The following is an 18,229-nucleotide window of genomic DNA, read 5'->3' on the forward strand; positions in this document are numbered from 1 at the left end:
TATATTTTCCTGGCATCAATTACTTGATCAACCCCATCAGATATTGACCATATTCGTTCTTCAGCATCGGTTCTGCCAGTGCAATCAACTCTTGATTAGACATCCAACCATTTCGCCAGGCAATCTCTTCCAGGCAAGCCACTTTCAATCCCTGGACATTCTCAATAGTTTGCACAAAGGATGACGCTTCATGCAGGCTCTCATGCGTTCCAGTATCTAGCCAGGCAAAACCACGACCAAATAATTCGACGCTAAGCGACCCATCCTCCATATACATTTGGTTAATTGAAGTAATTTCCAATTCACCACGATGGGATGGTTTAACCTGTTTGGCGAACTCAACTACGCGATTATCATAAAAATACAACCCAGTAACAGCATAATTGGATTTGGGCTTACTCGGTTTTTCTTCAATGGAAATGGCTTTCATTTCAGCATCAAACTCTACAACGCCAAAACGCTCCGGGTCTTTAACCTGATAGCCGAATACTGTAGCACCCACTGCTTTATCTACAGCATTTTTTAGCATCTTGCTGAAGGATTGACCGTAAAAGATATTGTCCCCCAGAACAAGGCAACAACGTTCATTGCCAATAAATGAGTCACCAATAATAAATGCCTGAGCCAATCCATCTGGACTAGGCTGAACCGCATAATCAATATTGATGCCGAAATTGCTGCCATCACCCAGCAAACGCCGAAACCCTTCGTTATCTTCAGGTGTAGTGATAATTAATACATCACGGACTCCGGCTAACATCAGTGTAGATAGCGGATAATAAATCATCGGTTTATTGTAGATCGGCAACAATTGCTTGGATACACCTCGGGTTAAAGGATACAACCGAGTACCGGAACCACCTGCGAGGATAATACCTTTCATTATTTTTCTACGCTCCCCAAACGCTCACGGCTATAAGAACCATCCAGCACCCTGCTCCACCATGAGCGATTATTAAGGTACCACTCTACTGTTTTACGAATACCGCTTTCAAAAGTTTCCTGTGGTTTCCAACCAAGCTCACGACCAATCTTGCCAGCATCAATAGCATAACGCACATCATGGCCTGGACGATCTTTCACATAAGTAATCAGATCTTGATAAGCACTGATACCCGACGGTTTTTGCGGAACCAACTCCTCCAGCAAAGCACAGATAGTTTTTACGACATCAATATTGGCTTTTTCGTTATGCCCACCAATATTATAGGTTTCACCAACGACGCCCTCAGTCACCACCTGATAAAGCGCACGGGCATGATCCTCAACAAACAGCCAGTCTCGAATTTGCATACCATCGCCATATACTGGCAACACTTTTCCTTCCAGCGCGTTCAGTATCATTAATGGAATCAGCTTTTCCGGAAAGTGGTAAGGACCATAGTTATTGGAACAGTTGGTTACGATAGTCGGCAATCCATAAGTACGCAGCCAGGCACGTACCAGATGGTCACTGGAGGCTTTCGACGCAGAGTAAGGACTGCTGGGAGAATACGGCGTCGTTTCAGTAAATAGCGACTCAGTTCCCTCCAGGTCACCATACACTTCATCCGTCGAGATATGATGAAAACGGAAAGCAGATTTTTTGGCTGGCTCCAGGCTACTCCAGTAAGCACGCGCAGCCTCAAGCAATGTATAGGTACCGACGATATTCGTTTCGATAAAAGCAGCAGGACCATCAATCGAACGGTCTACATGTGATTCAGCCGCTAAATGCATGACGGCATCTGGCTGGCTGGCATCAAAAACATGTTTGAGCGCCGCCGCATCGCAAATATCTACATGTTTAAAAGCATAACGCTCGTGACCACTCACATCAGCCAGAGATTCAAGATTACCGGCATACGTGAGTTTATCCACGTTAACCACAGAATCCGATGTATTCTTTATGATATGCCGAACAACCGCAGAGCCGATGAACCCCGCACCACCCGTTACCAATATCTTCACGATGTCATACCCAGAAAATGAATTATCCGACAACTCAACGCAAATGCACCTTGATTATCAATAAACAAAATTAGGAACGCTACCGCCCTTGGGATTCAGCCCCAAAGGTAGCTACTGCCTTCAACTTGTCGTTGCACGTGCGATTTTGCTGGAAATATAGTCAGAAAAAGGAAAAAGAAGTTGCACATTTTACATGTCACAACAAAGGAGGTGTAGCGGTATTGTGATTTACCCCTAAACCCAAACTGAAAATTTACACCATGCTCGCTCTTTACCTTCTTACAGCACGAATCATGGCGTAATAAATAATAATTATTACGCTTACCCAATAGTTCAAGGCTATAGATTCAATCACAAACATAACATATTAATAAATAAGGTTATTGTCGAAATACAACAGAAACGATAAACACTGTTCGCTTTCTTTCAGGTCGCATTAACCTTTTAGAGGAGCATCGCTACACCACTGTAGCAGCAGAATTGAGCTCATCATATCGCTGCTGGGCAAGCATGACCTCATCAATATTTCGCTCCGCCCAGTGGGTCAGTTCGTGTACGGTTTTAACCAGCGTTTTGCCAAGTGTCGTAATTGAGTATTCCACCGTCACCGGCACGGTAGCAAACACCTGCCGATGAATCATACCGTCGCGTTCCAGGTGCTTTAGCGTCTGTGACAATACTTTCTGCGATACCCCTTCAATATCACGTCTTAGTTGATTAAACCGTACCGGTTCACACGCCAGACGATCCAGAATCAGTAGTGACCACTTATTAGACAAACGATCCAGCACCACACGTGCCGGGCAGGTTTTACTATAGACATTAAATTCAGGCATCCTGTGACCTCTGTTATATCGGTTAACGTCTTATTCGGTATACCTGCTTACCATAGCGCATATCGTTTCTTTTAGGGAGTTAGTTTCTTTTGAAGTGACTGGTATCTTTTTAAAACTACCGATACAGCACCTGCCATTCCTTGTATCCGAAACAACGCACTGATAAATAAAAAATCATTTCAAGATATAGAGGAATAAAAAACAGAATTGAAAGCTTGAAAGCACGGAGAGAAGTGGAGGCGAAGGGATTAGAATAAGCCACCACAAACCCAGTAAATTAGCAATAACTTGAATTTATAACTCACCAACTATACACATTTCTATACACATTAATCTTTCGCTAGGGCTGATTGCAGTCATTTTTTTGCTCGCCACTGATCGGAAAGATCTCACACCGCAACGCATCTTTTTATGGGAAAGAGGGCTATGCAGCCAGAGAATGGATGTTCAGCAAATATCACATCCTCACTCACAGAGCGTTCAATGAAAGCCCTCTCCCTTCATCAGCAAAACCGCATACATATACAAGCAAAGGTACGTTGGTTAAGTCGGTTCAATAAGTAAAGATAGTTGTTTTTACTGGTTATTTTCATAATAAATGAACCAACACAGGGGTGTTTTGAACCAACATCCGCCTTTGGCTGAACCAACATCATGCACATTTGATGTGTTTTCGAGGGTGTCTATCAATCCAAATCAGGAAGCATCCTTTCCAGCTCCGCCTGTGCTCTGGCGTAGTCCTCTGGCGTGTAATTCACCTGAACAACAGGGCCACCGTCTTTGCCTGTCACCTCCTGGGTGATGCGCTCGCCATATTTTTTCGGGGCCATGCGGGACAGTACCCATTTTCTGGCGTCTATTTTTAACCGGGATTTTGCTACTTCAGCGGCATCTGCTTCAGTGCTGTCAGCGATATCAATTATCTCGTCAAAAATCACATCGGCGCGGACATCGGTTGCTTTCGCGTACTGGTCGCGAAATACCTCATTTTCTGCCAGCCAGCGAAAGACGGTTGCCTTGTTTGGCATACCGGGGTGGCGGCATACATCGCGCAGGCTTTCACCGTCTGCCAGCAATGTGCAAATGTCGTCTGCAACCTCCGGCATATAGTCGGATGGGCGTCCGGTGTGGTTTTTCTTAACGGTCAGACGATTTTTTTCAATTGACGGGCAATTTGAATCAATTTGGTTTTCAATTGGCGAAATTGATTTTTTTGGGGGCGTTTGCCGGTTCGCACCGGGCATCTTTAGCGAACCTTGCGAACGGTGGTTTACCGCTCTTTTCCAGCCGTAAAGTTTTGCGTTTTTGCGTATGGCCGCGTCGCTGATACCATGCTGGCGCGCTAACGCCCGAATGGATAACTCGCCTTCACAGTATTCTCTCTCTATCGTTGCCCAGTCAGTTGCGGGGTGATTAATCGCCATTGTGCTTACCCTTATCGTATTGCTGTTCTTGTATACCGCTCAATCGCAGGTATCGTCTGGCCGTGGTGCGCGTTGGCATCACCTCCCCAGTACATAGGATTGCTGCCAGCGCTTAGCCGTTTCACCAATTGCTGCCGCGGCTGCGTCTTTCATTTGTTGTTCATTCAGACCAGCACCGGATATGTTGAATTCGTTTTGCTGGTTGATGACCATCCCGCCGCCAGCGCTTCCACCCTGCCCAATAACGGGTAGCGCCGCAGGTGTTGGCACTGCTCCAGCTCTGTAACCGTAATCACCGAGATAGTTCGCCATGTCTGCCTGTGACCTTTTAGGCTGCGCATATGGAGACGACGGCAGAGAGGCCCATACACCACCAAGCCCATTTGTCGCCGACATAAAATCACCGTTGACGACGTTATCCAGTTGCCCGGCACGCTGGATTAGCCATAAAGCGGCCATGTCCTGGCTACGGGGTGAAAAGTCGGTCAGGCCCAGAGCGGATGCCGCTTCATCCCACGATTTTTGAGTGAACTGATAGCGCCCGGCGGCGGACGTTTTATTTTGGACTCCGTCCGTTTGCGTGAATGGTTTCAGGATCCGTGGGTGATCTGACATATTGGCGAACTGCTCACCGCCAAATAGAGTGTTATATCCATTGTTCATGTGGCCCGCCGTTCCTTCGGCTTTTGCGATAGCATCCAGATATGCGCGAGCGTTGGGGTTGTCTACCAATTTTCCTATTTCACCGCTCGTCTGGCGCTGGTATGCCTCGCGCGGACTCACCCCGCCGCCAGACCCGCCACGATTCAACAGGGGATTGCTCATGGCTCTGGCTTCATCGGCTGATGTAAAAATGTTTCCCGGCGTCAAGGCGGCTGCGGCTTCGAGGGTCAGGGGATTAAAGAGCAGGCGAGACAGTAAACCTCTGCTGGCGGTGGGAACCGGTCCTTTAGGTGGGGTGGGTCGGAGGAGCCACTTTAACATGCCGCTACCTGCGACAACGCTTCCTACACCAGCTGCTGTCAGCATCCCTTTTGCAGTGCCTGGGTTTTCCTGAATAAACCTGTTGGTGACTTTCAGCAGGTCGTTAACGACGGGAATAATCCCTTTTCCGAGCGAAATCGCTAACGCATCAAGATTGTTTTTGAACTGGGCCATTTCATCGTTAAACACCTGCGCATTCTTTAGCAATTCGTTATCAATCGGAAACGGCATGTTGCCTGCCATCTTCATGGATTCATCAAGAAAACCGCTGCCTTTTTCCGACAGCCTGATGAGTGGTGAGTCCTGGCCGGTTTCTGCCCCCTGACGTAAAAACGTTCTCTGGTCATAATTCATCTTGCTGTAGGCGTTGATGAAGTATTTCAACCCATTCATGGCGTCCATGCGGGCAAACTCGGTGGGGTTAAATGCCGCGCCCCAGTACGCCTTATCGCCCAACTGACCAAACCGCGCCTTTAATTGCAGGGCGGGGATCATCTTGGCAATATCCTGCGCGGCTTCCGGGTTGATTTTAAGCCGGTTCATCGCCATCTCCAGCCCCTGAATCTGGCGAATGGTAAACCCGGTATTATCTGCAACGCGCTTCATCTCCAACGCGGTTTGAGCCACGCCGGAGATCAGCGCCCTGAGCCCCATGCCTGTACCGGCAACGGCAGCCAACTGGAGGATTTTGTCGCTTACGCCTTTAATCGCATCATTCGCCTTTTGAAAGGATTTGGCATCCATTTTCAGGCCAAGCGAAATCAACAGTTCATCAATGGTCTGTGCCATGCAACACCCCGATATCGTGTAACGCCTTATCCATCAGGCTGCGTGCGATAGCGTGTACCGTGGGCGCAATACCCAGCGGTGACTGGCGGCGCTCCTGCTCCTGAATACGGCGGAGTGCCTCCACCTGATGCCTGCTGAGTAAAACCGGTTTGACCTTGCTGCCCGCGTCCATACATCCCCCTGAGCATGATATTTATACAGTAATCATTATTTCATAAATTGAAATGATATCAATTTGTGTTGCGAAAATAGGGATAATGGCGTGTGGCCGGTTCATCGGGCTACGGCTCTCTGCTTTTTTATTCCCGCCCAATTCCCCTATAGATCAGCAGAAAGATGTCGGTTCAGTTGGTTCAGTTGGTTCACGGGCCGCCAAGCCGCGCCAGCGCTGGATTTGTGTGAACCAACATCGCATCTGTTTCGTTGGTTCAGACGTGCTTTTTGTTGGTTCACGCATCCCGCCAGCCAGAAAGTAACCGGGTACGTCGCCGTGTTGGTTCAAAATGCCCCTTTGTTGGTTCAGTGTTGGTTCAACAATGGATACGTTTTCCTTGTAAAACAAACATCTTTACTTATTGAACCAACTGAACTGACTGAACCAACACACCTTCTACGTGTGTGAAAGCATCCTGTTCTGGCCGGTTGTCCTCTGGCTGGTGCTGAAACGTTGGCGTGACGACGATATACAGACACAAAACATCACGGGTTCAGCGGGTTCACGGGTTCAGTTGCGTACCGTTACTATTTTTTTGTCTTTTCAAACATCGGGTTAAAAAATATTGCTCGCTTTTTGCGCTAAAAATTGAACCCGTAAAGCTGTGCGCTGAACCCGTTTGATAGGGTGTCGCCACGGGTTCACGCCGCCCACCAGAAAATGAGGCCCAAAAGGAAACGGGTTCAGAGTGCGGCAAAACGGGTTCAAGACGGGTTCAACAGGAAACCTGTTTCCCTTATAAAACAGGCCTTTTTACAGAGTGAACCCGTTGAACCCGCTGAACCGTTATGTTTTATTCGTGTGTGAGCCACACAAGGGGCTGTTACTCCGTATCCGGGGCATACATCAGGACATAGAAAACCGGCTGACGCCCCTCCACACGCACCGCCTTCTTTTTAAACCGGTCTTTCCCCGGCTCTAACATCCCCGCATCGGCCAGCACTTTCGCAAACTGCCTGACGTTAAACCCCCTGGCGATTTCGCCCTCAAAGGTGGCCGGGAAGGTGTAGAACATCATCGGGGCGGCATCGTGCTTGCCCCTGTCCCGGTATCCGGCAAGGTCGCGTATGGGCAGGTCTTGCGGGTTGTAGGGCAGCGGGGCAAACCGGCTCAGGCCGTGGGCGTTCAGGAACGCTTCGCACTGCTCGATAATCTGCTGGTGCTCCTTGTTGCCGGTGCCGAATTCGCGCACCCAGGCATTAAAGCTGTGTTGTATCGCATCCCGGCCCGTCTGTTCATCCCAGCCGGTAATGACCCGGCCCAGCGACAGCGCCGCCTCCATCACGGCAAAGCGGGCGGCCACCCGGTGAACCTGCTCGCCATAGTCGGCAGGAATGAGACTGCGCCAGCGTGTTTCAGCGGCTCTGACGGCCTCGATAGCCTGTTGCGGGTGGTCGGCAAGGTGCTTAATCCACGCCCGGCCTGCGGCACCGTGGTACTGCTGACAGGCGTCTTTCAGTGCGTCGGCGTGCTGTTTGCCGTTGGCATGTTCATGAAAGCACGCCGTTTTGCTTAACGGGATGTTCAGCAGCCGTACCAGTTGGCCCGCCTTGGTTTTTCTGCCCACACTGGCAATGAACGTTTCCAAATCCATTTCGCCGGTGCTGATTGCCACCGTGCGCCAGCGCTTTAACTCCCGGTTGCCGCCTTCTTTGGCTCCCTGCAATTTGCCGACGCCGTTAAACAGTGCATAGGCGGCCTGCGCCACGCTCACCGGGTCAGCGCCCTGACCGACTTCATCGAGTGGCATCAGCGCGTCGTTGTGGGCGGCGGCTTCGTTCGCCAGCCCCAGCGCGGTGCCGTACCACGTCAGGCGCAGTAACTCCGGGTTACCGTACAGGCTGGAGGCAACACTGGCGGTGGTGGTTTTCCCGGCGCTCGATTGCTCATAGAAATGGATGCCGAATCCGTCAGCCCCCACCAGACCGATTAACGGGGCGGCCAGCGCCGCCGCTATACCGGTCATCATGGCGTAATTGCCCCCGGCAAGGCGGGCCACGGTGTCGCGCCAGCCCGCTGCCGTGCCGCTGACGGTGTAGCCTGCGGCGGCCGCGCTGCGCCCGCTGAACAGTACCGGCCTGTCAGGGGTTCCGATGATTTCCCCGTCCGGCATGAGGTAAGCCCCACACTGCCAGCCGGTCGCGTGCGCGATATGCCAGATATCCCGTGCGGCACTGCGCTGGAGCCAGTCGGCCAGAATGGCGCGCAGGCTGTTTTTGGTGGTGACGTTCACGCCGCCGTTTTTCAGCGTTCGCCAGCCCTCGCGCTCGCCGATATCCGCCAGCGGAATGGCCTGTGTGGTGTCGGTCTTCGCGCCGATGGGCCGCCAGCGCATTATCAGGTACTGGTCTTTGTCGTCCCGGCCAATGCCCACCACTGCCAGCGGGGAGCACAGCCAGCTTTCATTGTTGATAATCTCGCCGCTGTCTTTATCCACTTTGGGGGTTATCCAGAACACGCCGTCCCGGCGACTTTGTACGTGCGGTTTTAACGGGTCGCTATGCGTTGGCCTGCTGTCGTCCGGTTCATCCGCTGGCGGCGAATACAGTGAGGCGGCAAATGCCTGTGTGGCGGCCATCAGCCCGTATTGCTGGCGGTAATCGTCCCAGTCGGCCTTTTCATTGGTCGGCGGCAGCGCCACCTGGCCGTTCACCGCACGGGCGGCTTTCTCCGCCCAGTCTTTCCCTGCGTTCGGCATCTCCGGTTTGATGTCGTTATCGGCGGCCAGAATGATACGAGCGCTGGCATACCGGGTGCGCATGGCCTTTGACACCGGCACCATGTTGCCCGCGTCGATAGCGGCGAGGGTCAGCGCCTCCGGGCGCATCTGGTGAACGCTTAATGCCGTCGCCAGCCCTTCGGCGATAATCACCGTATCGGGCTGTGCGGGCGCATTTACCGCGTGATACGCGCCGCGTTTTGCCGAGTCCGTCACCAGTCGCTTGCCGCCATCGGGTTTTATTGTCTGTGCGGCGGTGGTGGTGCCGCTGGCGTCCTGTAACGTCAGCAGCAGGGTGCCATCGGGCAGCAGCGGATACGACAACCCGGTTAAGCCCTTTCCGGCCAGATAGGCGGACTCCCCCGGCTGTGCCTGTGCGGTCAGTTTTTTCAGCCGTGCGGCAAAGCGCCGGGCTTTTTCTGCGGTACGGGTCTGCTCGTCGGCAGACGGTGATTGCCGGGTATCATACTGGCGCGTGTCCGGCGCTGGCGCACCGGCTGGCATTCCCAGCGCGTCGGCCACCAGCCGGGCGGCGGCGGTGATATCGCACTGCCTGACTTTCTGCACCAATTCAAGGCCGTCACCGGCCCCGCACTGATTACAGAAATGCGCCCCGCGCCCGTCATCATCAAAACGGAAGCGGTCTTTACCCCCGCACGCCGGGCAGGGGGCGTGCTGGCGGGCATTGTCGGGAACCGTAATCCCCAGCAGGGCCAGCACATCAGGCCAGCGGCCCACCGCCGAGCGGGTCACTTCACGGATAAAATCGATATTACGCATTCCATTTCCCTCAGTGCGTTGCCGGTGACGGCAGCACGCTATCCAGCGCGAAGAGCTGTAACGCCTGGTCATGCAGGGTCGCCATCACACTGTGCCCGGTTTCGGTCAGCTCACCGGCCACCGGCCCCACCATAGCGACATAGAGCGCCAGCGCATTGCGCCGCCCGTCTTCCTCCCCATACGCGGCTGTCATGGCACCTTCGACCGCACCGGCAAGGGTTGCACGCTCTGCGGCAGGAAACACGGGTAATTCACCGTACTGGCTGCGATACAGCGCGGCGGTTATCGGGTGGCCGCTGTCGTCCGTCACGGTGACGCAGCCGTTTATCGCTTCCTGCTCAAGCACGAATTTCACCGCGACAAACCAGCGGAACAGGATCAGTTTCTGCCGGTCATCCGGCCTGAAATGGCCCTGTAGCATGGCATCGGTCAGCGCCCGCACCACCTGAATGCCGGTCAATAACGCCCGGTCATATTCAGTGCTGTCCAGACGGGAAACGGCCTCATCAAAGGTCAGTAAGCAGGGTTCATCCGGCACGGCGGCGCTCTCGTGGGTGATGAGGATACCGTCGGGCAGCATCTCAACGTGATGACGGGCAGATTGCGCCGCCAGCATGGAAATAGGGCGTTGTTTGTTCACTGTGCTTCTCCCATTGGCGCAACAACCTGCCAGCCCGCCAGCCGGGCCAGCTCCAGAAAGGCATCCAGACAGGCGACGTGTTCATCATCGAATAACCGGCGGTCACTGGTGGCTCTGCCGTTCTCCACATACACCAGCACGCGCCCGGAAAAGTCATGCGGCACGCTCAGTGTGGCGTTGAGGGTGGGGAGTTGGTCATGCATAGGACACCTCCGCTTGTTCAGGCTCTTTCTGGCTGGTGCGATACAGATGGTCGATACGCTCCTGCAGGACAAACAGCAGGATTTCACGCGCCTGCGGTTCATCCGTATTGACGGCGGCATAGGCCAGCGCCCGGCACTGGTCGATAATTTCATCCAGTTCTAACGGGGTGTTATCAAACATGGCGCACCGCCTTAACCGGCAGGCGGCCCGCGAAAAAGCAGAGGTGATCGCCAGCCAGTGTGCGGCGGGCTTCGTGTTCAGAAACGGCGGGGATACGGTGAATGACCGGTTTTTGTGTGAGACAGTCGCGGCGGATTGCGGCAATAAGCCAGATAAATTGCGGTGTTGGGGTAGGGGTAGTAGCCAGCATGTGGCAGCCTCCATTCGATATGGTTTAAACCCACCACCGAAGAGACCAATCTTGCTGGTGGTGGACTGTACGGAGTTGGTCTTACCGGCTCGAATGGATACCGGCGCTTCCGAAGAAGCCCCCGCACAGCCCACCATAATTTTGTGCGCGGCACGGATTATACCCGCCTCGCTGAAGAAAGGGTGTACTGAGCTTACGACACAAAAAAAGACGCTCGGCGCGTCATGTGTCGCCATTCGAATTACCGGGAGACCAATCCCGGCACCAGATTTTGCTGGTGCCCGTTGAAAATAGCCCATCTGTAAAGCAAACGGCAAGCAGTTTTTGCGTACCCTGCGGGCAGCGTCGCGTAAGTTACGCATGGTTCACCCCCAGCCGTTTTGCCATCCAGCGCTGAGACAGCCGGGTTAATTCGGCTTTGCGCTGGGGGTAGTCCTGCCCCAGCTCAATCAGCGTGATGTTGGTCTGCTCAAGGTAGGAAAGGTGCTCCAGTTGGTCGGCGCTCATGCTGTCACGGGGTTCACCGGTTACACCATTGGCCTGCGCCCAGTCTTTTGCCGTCAGGCCGCCCAGTACCAGGCGGGCGATCATGTTGCTTTCGGTGGTGTAGTGGTGCGGCAGGGTTTTCTTGCCCAGCTCAGAACGGGCGGTTTCCAGTGCGGCGCACATCGGTTTGAAGTAATTCGCGGCGGTCAGGCGGGCTTTGAGCTGGCGGCGAAAACGGGCGGCCACTTCCGGTACGCTACGGTGTAAGGCTTCCTCGCACTGGATGAAGTAACGACGAACGGCACGGCCCTGCTCGTTACGCTCAACCATTGCCAGTTCTTTTGCCATGTTAAGTGACAGCACATAATCCTTTTCAGGGCGTCCACGTTTGGTAATTACTGCCCGTTTTGGCAATAATTGCTCATAATTTGTACTTTGATTCACCAATTCAGGGGAATCAAAAGTTATGAAATCGACACCCTCCACAAAGCCGTATTCTTCTACCCTTCCCTTTATCCAGTTGGCAAAAAATCGCCCTACACCCAGCGCAATATGCAGGGATTTGGCGCTCACAATACTGGTTTCGCGTTCGCCTATCCGGCCAGAAATCACCGGGATTAATTCGGCAAAGCCATTACTGGAAATATCGCTCTGGCAGTTTTCAGGGTGAGCGAGTCCCTGACCGTGAAGGTCATTGTTTTTTGATGTCATAAAATCAGGTTCCGTTAGCGGGCGGCGTAATCCGGGTACAGGCTTAGAATATGGTTAATTTCCTGTTGGGTAAGCGGCGGGTGGCCGTTAATCTCGGCGTTACTATTGACCAGTCGAATGACGCGGGAAATATCATCACGCGTTGCAAATCGATAGCGGTAATGACTGCCGATCCCGTCAGCGTTGGGTTCGTCAATACGCGCTAACCGAATATTAAGCAGGCGTTCTAATTCCGTGGCGTAATTCCGGCCAGAAGAAAGGCGGCAGTGATGGAGAATGTCATTCTCAGTAAAACCACCTGCACCGGAACGCAGCATGAAAACCCGTGCGCGATGCTTCTTAGGGACTGGCCTTATCCGCGCTGGCTGGTTATTATGTCCGCCAGCAATATGCATTTGCGCAGCAGGTTTATTTTGTTCACATTGACGCCCGGTAGCACGGGCGTTTTTTGTTTGCATTATGCAACCTCCCCGCGAGACTCGGCGATACGCTGATTAATCCAGTCATCAATTTCACTTTCAACGAAAGCTATTGAACGAGAGCCGATCTTTACCGGCTGCGGGAAGCGATCTTGGCTAATAAGGCGATAGAGCCATGCCTTGCTATAGCCGGTACGGCGCTGGACTTCGGGGAGCCGAATAAGATTATTAGACATGTTTACCTCGTAACGTCTATTGCGATTTACGAGATAATAATTACATGAAAAAATGCCTATGCTTCATACCCTCATGCATGATGGTTATTAGGTTTTAAATAACCATAAGGGTAAGGGATAAATACTCACTTTAGGCGTTTAACTACCCTGAGGGTATCTATCAGACAACCCTCAGGGTAAATGCTCTGTGAGGGGAGTAGCCCTAAGGGTTAAGATTGGCTACCCGCGCTTTATAGGACATGCAACCATTTCTATAGACTTTGCCTGGGCATTAGAGAATCCCTTATTTTCAAGGTATTGTATGATTGATGCTTGGTTACCCCTAGTGGCCCTGTCGTTATCAGGATCGTATTTCGCCCACTCATTATTTCTTATTTGAATTGCAAGAAGAAGAGGATCATCCTTCCGATATTCACCTAAATTAGATGGCCTCTCCTGCATTAGCTTTTTGATCCTATCTTTTAAATTGGCAATTTCACTTCTTAGGACGCTAATATCTTCTTCAGAAAAAGTTTCTTGTTTTCTATCCCCGCCTGATGCGGTTATTTCATCTAAAGGAATATCAAGATTAACCCCTAGTTTATCCGCAATATCTTTCAGATCAGAGCGACGAAAACCATAGTTATCAAATTGCTTTGCCGACCAATGTTCTTCTTTGCGTTGTCCCAACCCACTCATTGGCTTTATCTCCTATCATTCAAAATGGAATATCATCGTCAAAATCCAAAGTTGGTTCCGATGGCGTTGCAGTCTGTACTACAGGAGGAACTAACGATGGTGGTATAACCTCAGGCATTCCATTCTCTTCATGAATTACGTTCAAAAGAGACTGCAATGACGTATCACTATCAAAATGGTTGTTATCATCAACCCACGTAGTCTCTATCGAGCCAGCAATACCTTTTCTAACCCATTCGGGGAGCCCTCCATTGCTATTTTCAATGTATAGAAAATCGGCTATGTCTTTAAGGCTAACATGAGGTTGATGTAGGTGAATTCTGGTTATGAATTCTCTAAGGCTAATAAACTCATTTTTGCGAGCTTTTAATAACTCAGCAATATCTAACATAACGCCACCTCGCGCCCTCTAATTTTGGCGGCTATGCCAGCCCGTAGAGGTGTACGGTTTTTCGGGGATCAGCCTAGACATAGCCTATTCTTTATTCGTCTACTAAAGTCTACTACCACCAACTGCCACTGTCTATTCATCCAGTTATGCGCGTTTCCCAAACGAGCCGTGAACCACATTTTCGCCGCTCTCTAGCGCGTCCATATAGTCCGCATACCACTGGAGCATTTCACGCCTGCCATCCAGATATTGGGCATGGTTATAGGTGCCACGAATTGAGTTTTTATCGACGTGGGCAAGCTGGGTTTCAATCCATGCTGTGTTGTAGCCCTGTTCGTGGAGAATGGTACTCATGGTGTGGCGAAAGCCATGTCCAGTGACTCGACCAGCGTAACCGATGCGGCGGATAAGCACATTCATCGCCATTTCGCTCATGGGCTTGCTGTGGTGAACTCTGCCGGGAAACACGTACTTATATTGGCCTGTCATCGGCTTTAGCTGCTCCAGAATGGCAATAGCCTGACTGGATAGCGGCACACAGTGAGGGCGGCGTTTTTTCATCCGTGCCGGCGGCACTTCCCATAGCTGATTATCGAAATCAAACTCTGACCATTCAGCCTTTCGCAACTCTCCTGGTCTCAGGCCGGTAATCACCAGCAGACGCATAGCCAGCTTGACGATCAGGCTGCCGGTATAGGTGTTCAGAACGCGAAAGAATTCGGGAATTTCGCCAACAGCCAGAAAGGCATAATGTTCTTTCTTGTGGGGGGCAAACGCGCTGGCAAGGTCTGGAGCCGGGTTGTATTCCGCCCTCCCGGTCACTACAGCATAGCGCCACACCTCACCGCACCGTTGACGTACTTTACGCAGTTTCTCCGTAGCACCGCGATCATTCAGGCGGGAAAGTACCGCCATCAGTTCCATCGGCTTTATTTCAGCAATAGGACGGTGGCCGATATAGGGAAACACGTCAGCCTCAAATGTCTTGATCATTTCCTCGGCATAAGATGCTGACCAGCGATCAAAACGCTTTTCATACCATTCGCGGGCTATCCCCTCAAAGGTATTACCAATCGCTTCCTGTCTGGCCTGTTTCTCCTGCTTACGCACCTCGCTGGGGTTGATACCAGATGCCACCAGCTTTTTTGCCTCATCACGTCTCTGGCGGGCATCGTTCAACGATACGGTGGGATATGTCCCCAGTGAAAGCATTTTAGGCTTACCGTCAAACCGATAACGAAAGCGCCACCCCTTTGAACCGTTCGGCTCAATGAGTATAGAAAGCCCATTTCCGTCATTAAGTGTATAGGGCTTCTCTTTCGGCTTGGATCGCCTGATTTCAAGGTCTGTGAGGGGCATTGTGTATAGCTCCGAAGAATCGCAACCATCCTATACGCATCACTATACACATCTGTGTGTAGATTTTAATAGCTGGCAGTAGACCTTGAGATAACGAAAATGGATGCTAAGTCTTGTTATTACTGGGTTTAGTGGACTATGCGAGACGTTGGAAGAAGTGTCTTTGGAGCGGGCGAAGGGAATCGAACCCTCGTATAGAGCTTGGGAAGCTCTCGTTCTACCATTGAACTACGCCCGCGCAGAAAGTGAGTGGCATTATAGCGTCATCTGTCTGGCGAGCAAGATAAAACACGGTCTTACTGAGTGCGTTTTGAGCAGTCGATTCACCCTACGGGCACCAGCAGCGTTTGATATCCATTTACGATCACCTGAACAGCAAACACGGCGAATAACACGGCGGACACCGCACTGCAGTAAAACGACAATCGGCCTTTTAACGCACCGCGACCATATTTGATAAGCAGCGCCATGAACAGCGTCCAGAGTACGCCGCCAATGAAAAACCCACCAAGAAATAGTGCTATCTGTCTGGCAGAACCATCGGTGGCCTGGGCAATCAACGTCCCACCAACCGCCGCAAACCACAGCAATGCGCTGGGCGATGCCAGCGCCATTCCCATTCCGCTAATAAAATTACGGCGAGCAGGAGCCGACGCACACGATGAAAATGCGCTAGCGGTATCAACCGACAAGCCACGATGCTGGCGGTAATCACGCCAGGCGCTACGCGCCATACTAAACGACAGCCACAGTAATACACCGCCACCGCCAATCCACAACAGCCAACGTACCGGCGTATAGTTGAAAATCACCGCCATTCCCAGCACCGACAACGTGGCGTAAACCATATCGCCAAAGCAGGAACCCAAACCAATAAAGAATGCTGCACCTGCACCATCACGGATACCACGATTAATAATCGCCGTATTGACGATTCCCAAGTCCAGACACAGCGACAACGACAGCAGCAAGCCGCTCAACATCACCAGTAGCATAGTTTCCCTCGGTAGTTCTGTTTCCCGATAACGTTTTTCCGGCCATTATGGTGCAACACGCTTACGATGATATCCTTATCCTGTGTTGTCAAAAATTGATATCAAGAGACGATCACAGCGAGAACATGCCACAGGGTGACAACACCTACGCAAACGTATCACCCGCTACCTAATCACCATGGTGAAAAATAACATACCAGCAATAATACGGCGACAAGCATAAAAATAAACAATGCGATCTTTTTACTACCAGAATCATCCGATAATAACTATTTCGTATTAACTTTCTTAAATAAAGCCACCAGATTACCCATTTCAGATTTTTCATAAAAATAGACACTGCTATATATTATTTTATTTAAAATTTGACAGATGAATTCTCCGGGCTAAATTATCGATACACAGTATAAAGAAAATTCGTCCTATTCACGTGCATTCATTCACGTATATTCACGTAATTGTACCAATTAGCTTCATAACACCTACACCAGACCAACATCCCCAATCAATTTAATTACTTGATATTTAACCATTTAACATCATAAACTACTAATGAGGTTGCCATGGCCAATACTGGATTATCGAATGTTGAGCATATTGTCTTATTAATGCTGGAAAACCGCTCGTTCGATCATATGCTAGGATTTCTTTATACTGACCAAAATAACCTTTCTCCACTCGGCCACCCGTTTGCCGGTTTAACCGGGAATGAAACCAATCCAGACAGTAAAGGCAATCCAGTCCAGGTATTTAAAATTACGTCGAATACGCCGAATGCCTACTTCATGCCGGGTTCTGACCCCGGCGAAGGGTATTATGCGACAAACTCCCAACTGTTTGGCGATATTCATGCACCCAGCGCACCGCCATCCAACAGCAATCAGGGATTTGTCACCGACTACGCCTACACATTGGGCTGGCAATCGAAGGAAAGCGGCTGGAAAATCCTGCCGGGCACCCAAGCCAGCAATATCATGGGTTGCTTTACCCCACAGACGCTCCCGGTACTCTGCACACTGGCAACAGGTTATGCCGTTTGCGATCACTGGTACGGCTCCGCACCTACCGAGACACTACCCAATCGGGCGTTCGTTTCGGCAGCGACCTCTCAAGGACATATGAATGACAATACCAAGAGCTATACCTGCCCTTCTATTTTTGGTCGTCTCAGCCAGTCTGGCATCACATGGTCTATCTACGGTTATAACCAACCGCCGCTGACCCGCCACAATTTCCCTGATACCCAGCAGGCTGATGATAGTCACTTCGGCGTATTCAGCGATTTTCAGCAGGCGGCGCGCAACGGTACGCTGGCATCGTATGTGTTTCTTGAACCCAGTTGGGGTGAGGATGGCAACAGCCAGCACCCGGTCGCCGATATCGCACTGGGAGAACAACTGATTCACGACGTTTACTACGCCCTGCGCAACAGCCCGCTCTGGAACAAGACGCTGCTGATCATTACCTACGATGAACACGGCGGCTGCTATGATCACCTGCCCCCGCCCTGGAACGCGACGCCGCCGGACGCCAGCACAGGCGAGTACGGTTTCGACTTCACCCGTTTCGGGCCGCGCGTACCCACTGTACTGGTTTCGCCCTGGATTGAAGCGGGTACCGTATTCCGGGTTGCGGAGAAGGCTACACCGCTGGATCACACCTCAATCCTCAAAACTGTGGAGCAACGCTTTGGACTATCTCCCTTGACCAACCGCGATGCCGCCGCGTCCGGCGTGGGGGACGTACTTACACTCACCACACCACGCACCGACGATCCGCTGGCTGGGGTGACCGTTCCCACCTCAAATGGAAAAAACCCGGCGTTGGGCGCGCCCTCTCACCTGCAGCAAGTCCATGCCGAATTGGTCAGTGCATTGCCGGTAGCGGATGCACAAGGCGGAATGCACCACCAGATGCCCAACATGACCACGGCAGCCGAGTACACCGACTATATCCACCAGCGAACACAAGACTGGCTGAACTCCCGTTAATTGTTCCAGACCTTATCGGGGTCGGGACGGCAAAATCAGCAGGGACGATAAAC

At 51.6% G+C, this 18,229-nt stretch carries 19 protein-coding genes, 1 tRNA gene and 1 pseudogene; 1 reads left to right on the plus strand and 20 read right to left on the minus strand.

The window, feature by feature from the left end:
• Positions 1 to 19: 19 nt before the first annotated feature.
• The 20 genes and pseudogenes from rfbA to Dpoa569_RS16340 form a co-directional block, all read right to left on the minus strand.
• The gene (rfbA, locus tag Dpoa569_RS16250; RefSeq protein WP_042868615.1) at positions 20 to 883 is read right to left on the minus strand and encodes a glucose-1-phosphate thymidylyltransferase RfbA; all 864 of its coding nucleotides are present in this window, start codon (positions 881 to 883) and stop codon (positions 20 to 22) included.
• Positions 883 to 1,953 carry a dTDP-glucose 4,6-dehydratase gene (gene rfbB / locus Dpoa569_RS16255; RefSeq protein ID WP_050569529.1) on the minus strand — a complete coding sequence of 357 codons (1,071 nt, stop codon included), beginning with the start codon at positions 1,951 to 1,953 and terminating at the stop codon, positions 883 to 885. The genes rfbA and rfbB overlap by 1 nt, the downstream gene beginning before the upstream one ends.
• A 455-nt stretch (positions 1,954 to 2,408) precedes the next feature.
• Positions 2,409 to 2,786: a winged helix-turn-helix transcriptional regulator gene (locus Dpoa569_RS16260; protein WP_042868613.1), complete on the minus strand. Its 378-nt coding sequence runs from the start codon at positions 2,784 to 2,786 to the stop codon at positions 2,409 to 2,411.
• A 686-nt stretch (positions 2,787 to 3,472) separates the two neighbouring features.
• The gene (locus Dpoa569_RS16265) at positions 3,473 to 3,892 is read right to left on the minus strand and encodes a terminase small subunit-like protein (RefSeq protein WP_050569528.1); all 420 of its coding nucleotides are present in this window, start codon (positions 3,890 to 3,892) and stop codon (positions 3,473 to 3,475) included.
• 396 nt (positions 3,893 to 4,288) lie between these two features.
• Entirely contained in the window at positions 4,289 to 5,983 is a 1,695-nt protein-coding gene (locus Dpoa569_RS16270) for a glycoside hydrolase family 24 protein (RefSeq protein ID WP_042868611.1), read from the minus strand.
• Positions 5,967 to 6,155, minus strand: a complete 189-nt coding sequence (locus tag Dpoa569_RS16275; protein WP_042868609.1) for a hypothetical protein — start codon at positions 6,153 to 6,155, stop codon at positions 5,967 to 5,969. Before Dpoa569_RS16275 ends, Dpoa569_RS16270 begins: the two co-directional genes overlap by 17 nt.
• A gap of 865 nt (positions 6,156 to 7,020) precedes the next feature.
• Positions 7,021 to 9,696: a TOPRIM and DUF927 domain-containing protein gene (locus Dpoa569_RS16280; RefSeq protein WP_042868607.1), complete on the minus strand. Its 2,676-nt coding sequence runs from the start codon at positions 9,694 to 9,696 to the stop codon at positions 7,021 to 7,023.
• Positions 9,697 to 9,706: 10 nt separating this feature from the next.
• Positions 9,707 to 10,336, minus strand: a complete 630-nt coding sequence (locus Dpoa569_RS16285; protein ID WP_042868605.1) for a hypothetical protein — start codon at positions 10,334 to 10,336, stop codon at positions 9,707 to 9,709.
• Positions 10,333 to 10,539 (minus strand): hypothetical protein, encoded by a 207-nt coding sequence (locus Dpoa569_RS16290; protein ID WP_042868603.1) that lies wholly within the window; start codon positions 10,537 to 10,539, stop codon positions 10,333 to 10,335. Before Dpoa569_RS16290 ends, Dpoa569_RS16285 begins: the two co-directional genes overlap by 4 nt.
• Positions 10,532 to 10,720 carry a hypothetical protein gene (locus tag Dpoa569_RS16295; RefSeq protein WP_042868601.1) on the minus strand — a complete coding sequence of 63 codons (189 nt, stop codon included), beginning with the start codon at positions 10,718 to 10,720 and terminating at the stop codon, positions 10,532 to 10,534. Before Dpoa569_RS16295 ends, Dpoa569_RS16290 begins: the two co-directional genes overlap by 8 nt.
• Positions 10,713 to 10,910 carry a host cell division inhibitor Icd-like protein gene (locus tag Dpoa569_RS19660; protein ID WP_042868599.1) on the minus strand — a complete coding sequence of 66 codons (198 nt, stop codon included), beginning with the start codon at positions 10,908 to 10,910 and terminating at the stop codon, positions 10,713 to 10,715. The genes Dpoa569_RS16295 and Dpoa569_RS19660 overlap by 8 nt, the downstream gene beginning before the upstream one ends.
• 23 nt (positions 10,911 to 10,933) lie before the next feature.
• Positions 10,934 to 11,272: pseudogene (locus tag Dpoa569_RS16300) on the minus strand (ash family protein); the annotation flags it as partial.
• Positions 11,265 to 12,107 (minus strand): antA/AntB antirepressor family protein, encoded by an 843-nt coding sequence (locus Dpoa569_RS16305; RefSeq protein WP_146411552.1) that lies wholly within the window; start codon positions 12,105 to 12,107, stop codon positions 11,265 to 11,267. The gene Dpoa569_RS16305 and the pseudogene Dpoa569_RS16300, both read right to left, overlap by 8 nt.
• Positions 12,108 to 12,121: 14 nt before the next feature.
• The gene (locus Dpoa569_RS16310; RefSeq protein ID WP_050569387.1) at positions 12,122 to 12,568 is read right to left on the minus strand and encodes a hypothetical protein; all 447 of its coding nucleotides are present in this window, start codon (positions 12,566 to 12,568) and stop codon (positions 12,122 to 12,124) included.
• Positions 12,565 to 12,762 carry a helix-turn-helix transcriptional regulator gene (locus tag Dpoa569_RS16315; RefSeq protein ID WP_035343246.1) on the minus strand — a complete coding sequence of 66 codons (198 nt, stop codon included), beginning with the start codon at positions 12,760 to 12,762 and terminating at the stop codon, positions 12,565 to 12,567. The genes Dpoa569_RS16310 and Dpoa569_RS16315 overlap by 4 nt, the downstream gene beginning before the upstream one ends.
• A gap of 219 nt (positions 12,763 to 12,981) precedes the next feature.
• Positions 12,982 to 13,440, minus strand: a complete 459-nt coding sequence (locus tag Dpoa569_RS16320) for a hypothetical protein (protein ID WP_042868594.1) — start codon at positions 13,438 to 13,440, stop codon at positions 12,982 to 12,984.
• A gap of 19 nt (positions 13,441 to 13,459) precedes the next feature.
• Entirely contained in the window at positions 13,460 to 13,831 is a 372-nt protein-coding gene (locus Dpoa569_RS16325; RefSeq protein ID WP_042868592.1) for a hypothetical protein, read from the minus strand.
• 144 nt (positions 13,832 to 13,975) lie between these two features.
• A complete protein-coding gene (locus Dpoa569_RS16330) occupies positions 13,976 to 15,190 on the minus strand; it encodes a tyrosine-type recombinase/integrase (protein WP_042868590.1) in 1,215 nt (404 codons plus the stop codon).
• 164 nt (positions 15,191 to 15,354) lie between these two features.
• Positions 15,355 to 15,428 (minus strand) — tRNA-Gly (locus Dpoa569_RS16335).
• A gap of 85 nt (positions 15,429 to 15,513) precedes the next feature.
• A complete protein-coding gene (locus Dpoa569_RS16340) occupies positions 15,514 to 16,185 on the minus strand; it encodes a LysE family translocator (RefSeq protein ID WP_042868588.1) in 672 nt (223 codons plus the stop codon).
• Positions 16,186 to 16,748: 563 nt separating this feature from the next.
• Here Dpoa569_RS16340 and Dpoa569_RS16345 point away from each other — a divergent pair.
• Positions 16,749 to 18,176, plus strand: a complete 1,428-nt coding sequence (locus tag Dpoa569_RS16345; protein WP_042868587.1) for an alkaline phosphatase family protein — start codon at positions 16,749 to 16,751, stop codon at positions 18,174 to 18,176.
• Positions 18,177 to 18,229 lie beyond the last annotated feature (53 nt).

The sequence above is a fragment of the Dickeya poaceiphila genome (genome assembly GCF_007858975.2).
Taxonomy (GTDB): Bacteria; Pseudomonadota; Gammaproteobacteria; order Enterobacterales; family Enterobacteriaceae; genus Dickeya; species Dickeya poaceiphila.

Bases quoted from the DNA above. Each gene is read 5' to 3' on its own strand.
- rfbA (WP_042868615.1), bottom strand. From the start codon at position 883: ATGAAAGGTATTATCCTCGCAGGTGGTTCCGGTACTCGGTTGTATCCT.
- Dpoa569_RS16260 (WP_042868613.1), bottom strand. From the start codon at position 2,786: ATGCCTGAATTTAATGTCTATAGTAAAACCTGCCCGGCACGTGTGGTG.
- Dpoa569_RS16265 (WP_050569528.1), bottom strand. From the start codon at position 3,892: ATGCCGGAGGTTGCAGACGACATTTGCACATTGCTGGCAGACGGTGAA.
- Dpoa569_RS16270 (WP_042868611.1), bottom strand. From the start codon at position 5,983: ATGGCACAGACCATTGATGAACTGTTGATTTCGCTTGGCCTGAAAATG.
- Dpoa569_RS16275 (WP_042868609.1), bottom strand. From the start codon at position 6,155: ATGGACGCGGGCAGCAAGGTCAAACCGGTTTTACTCAGCAGGCATCAG.
- Dpoa569_RS16280 (WP_042868607.1), bottom strand. From the start codon at position 9,696: ATGCGTAATATCGATTTTATCCGTGAAGTGACCCGCTCGGCGGTGGGC.
- Dpoa569_RS16290 (WP_042868603.1), bottom strand. From the start codon at position 10,539: ATGCATGACCAACTCCCCACCCTCAACGCCACACTGAGCGTGCCGCAT.
- Dpoa569_RS16295 (WP_042868601.1), bottom strand. From the start codon at position 10,720: ATGTTTGATAACACCCCGTTAGAACTGGATGAAATTATCGACCAGTGC.
- Dpoa569_RS19660 (WP_042868599.1), bottom strand. From the start codon at position 10,910: ATGCTGGCTACTACCCCTACCCCAACACCGCAATTTATCTGGCTTATT.
- Dpoa569_RS16305 (WP_146411552.1), bottom strand. From the start codon at position 12,107: ATGACATCAAAAAACAATGACCTTCACGGTCAGGGACTCGCTCACCCT.
- Dpoa569_RS16315 (WP_035343246.1), bottom strand. From the start codon at position 12,762: ATGTCTAATAATCTTATTCGGCTCCCCGAAGTCCAGCGCCGTACCGGC.
- Dpoa569_RS16320 (WP_042868594.1), bottom strand. From the start codon at position 13,440: ATGAGTGGGTTGGGACAACGCAAAGAAGAACATTGGTCGGCAAAGCAA.
- Dpoa569_RS16325 (WP_042868592.1), bottom strand. From the start codon at position 13,831: ATGTTAGATATTGCTGAGTTATTAAAAGCTCGCAAAAATGAGTTTATT.
- Dpoa569_RS16330 (WP_042868590.1), bottom strand. From the start codon at position 15,190: ATGCCCCTCACAGACCTTGAAATCAGGCGATCCAAGCCGAAAGAGAAG.
- Dpoa569_RS16340 (WP_042868588.1), bottom strand. From the start codon at position 16,185: ATGCTACTGGTGATGTTGAGCGGCTTGCTGCTGTCGTTGTCGCTGTGT.
- Dpoa569_RS16345 (WP_042868587.1), top strand. From the start codon at position 16,749: ATGGCCAATACTGGATTATCGAATGTTGAGCATATTGTCTTATTAATG.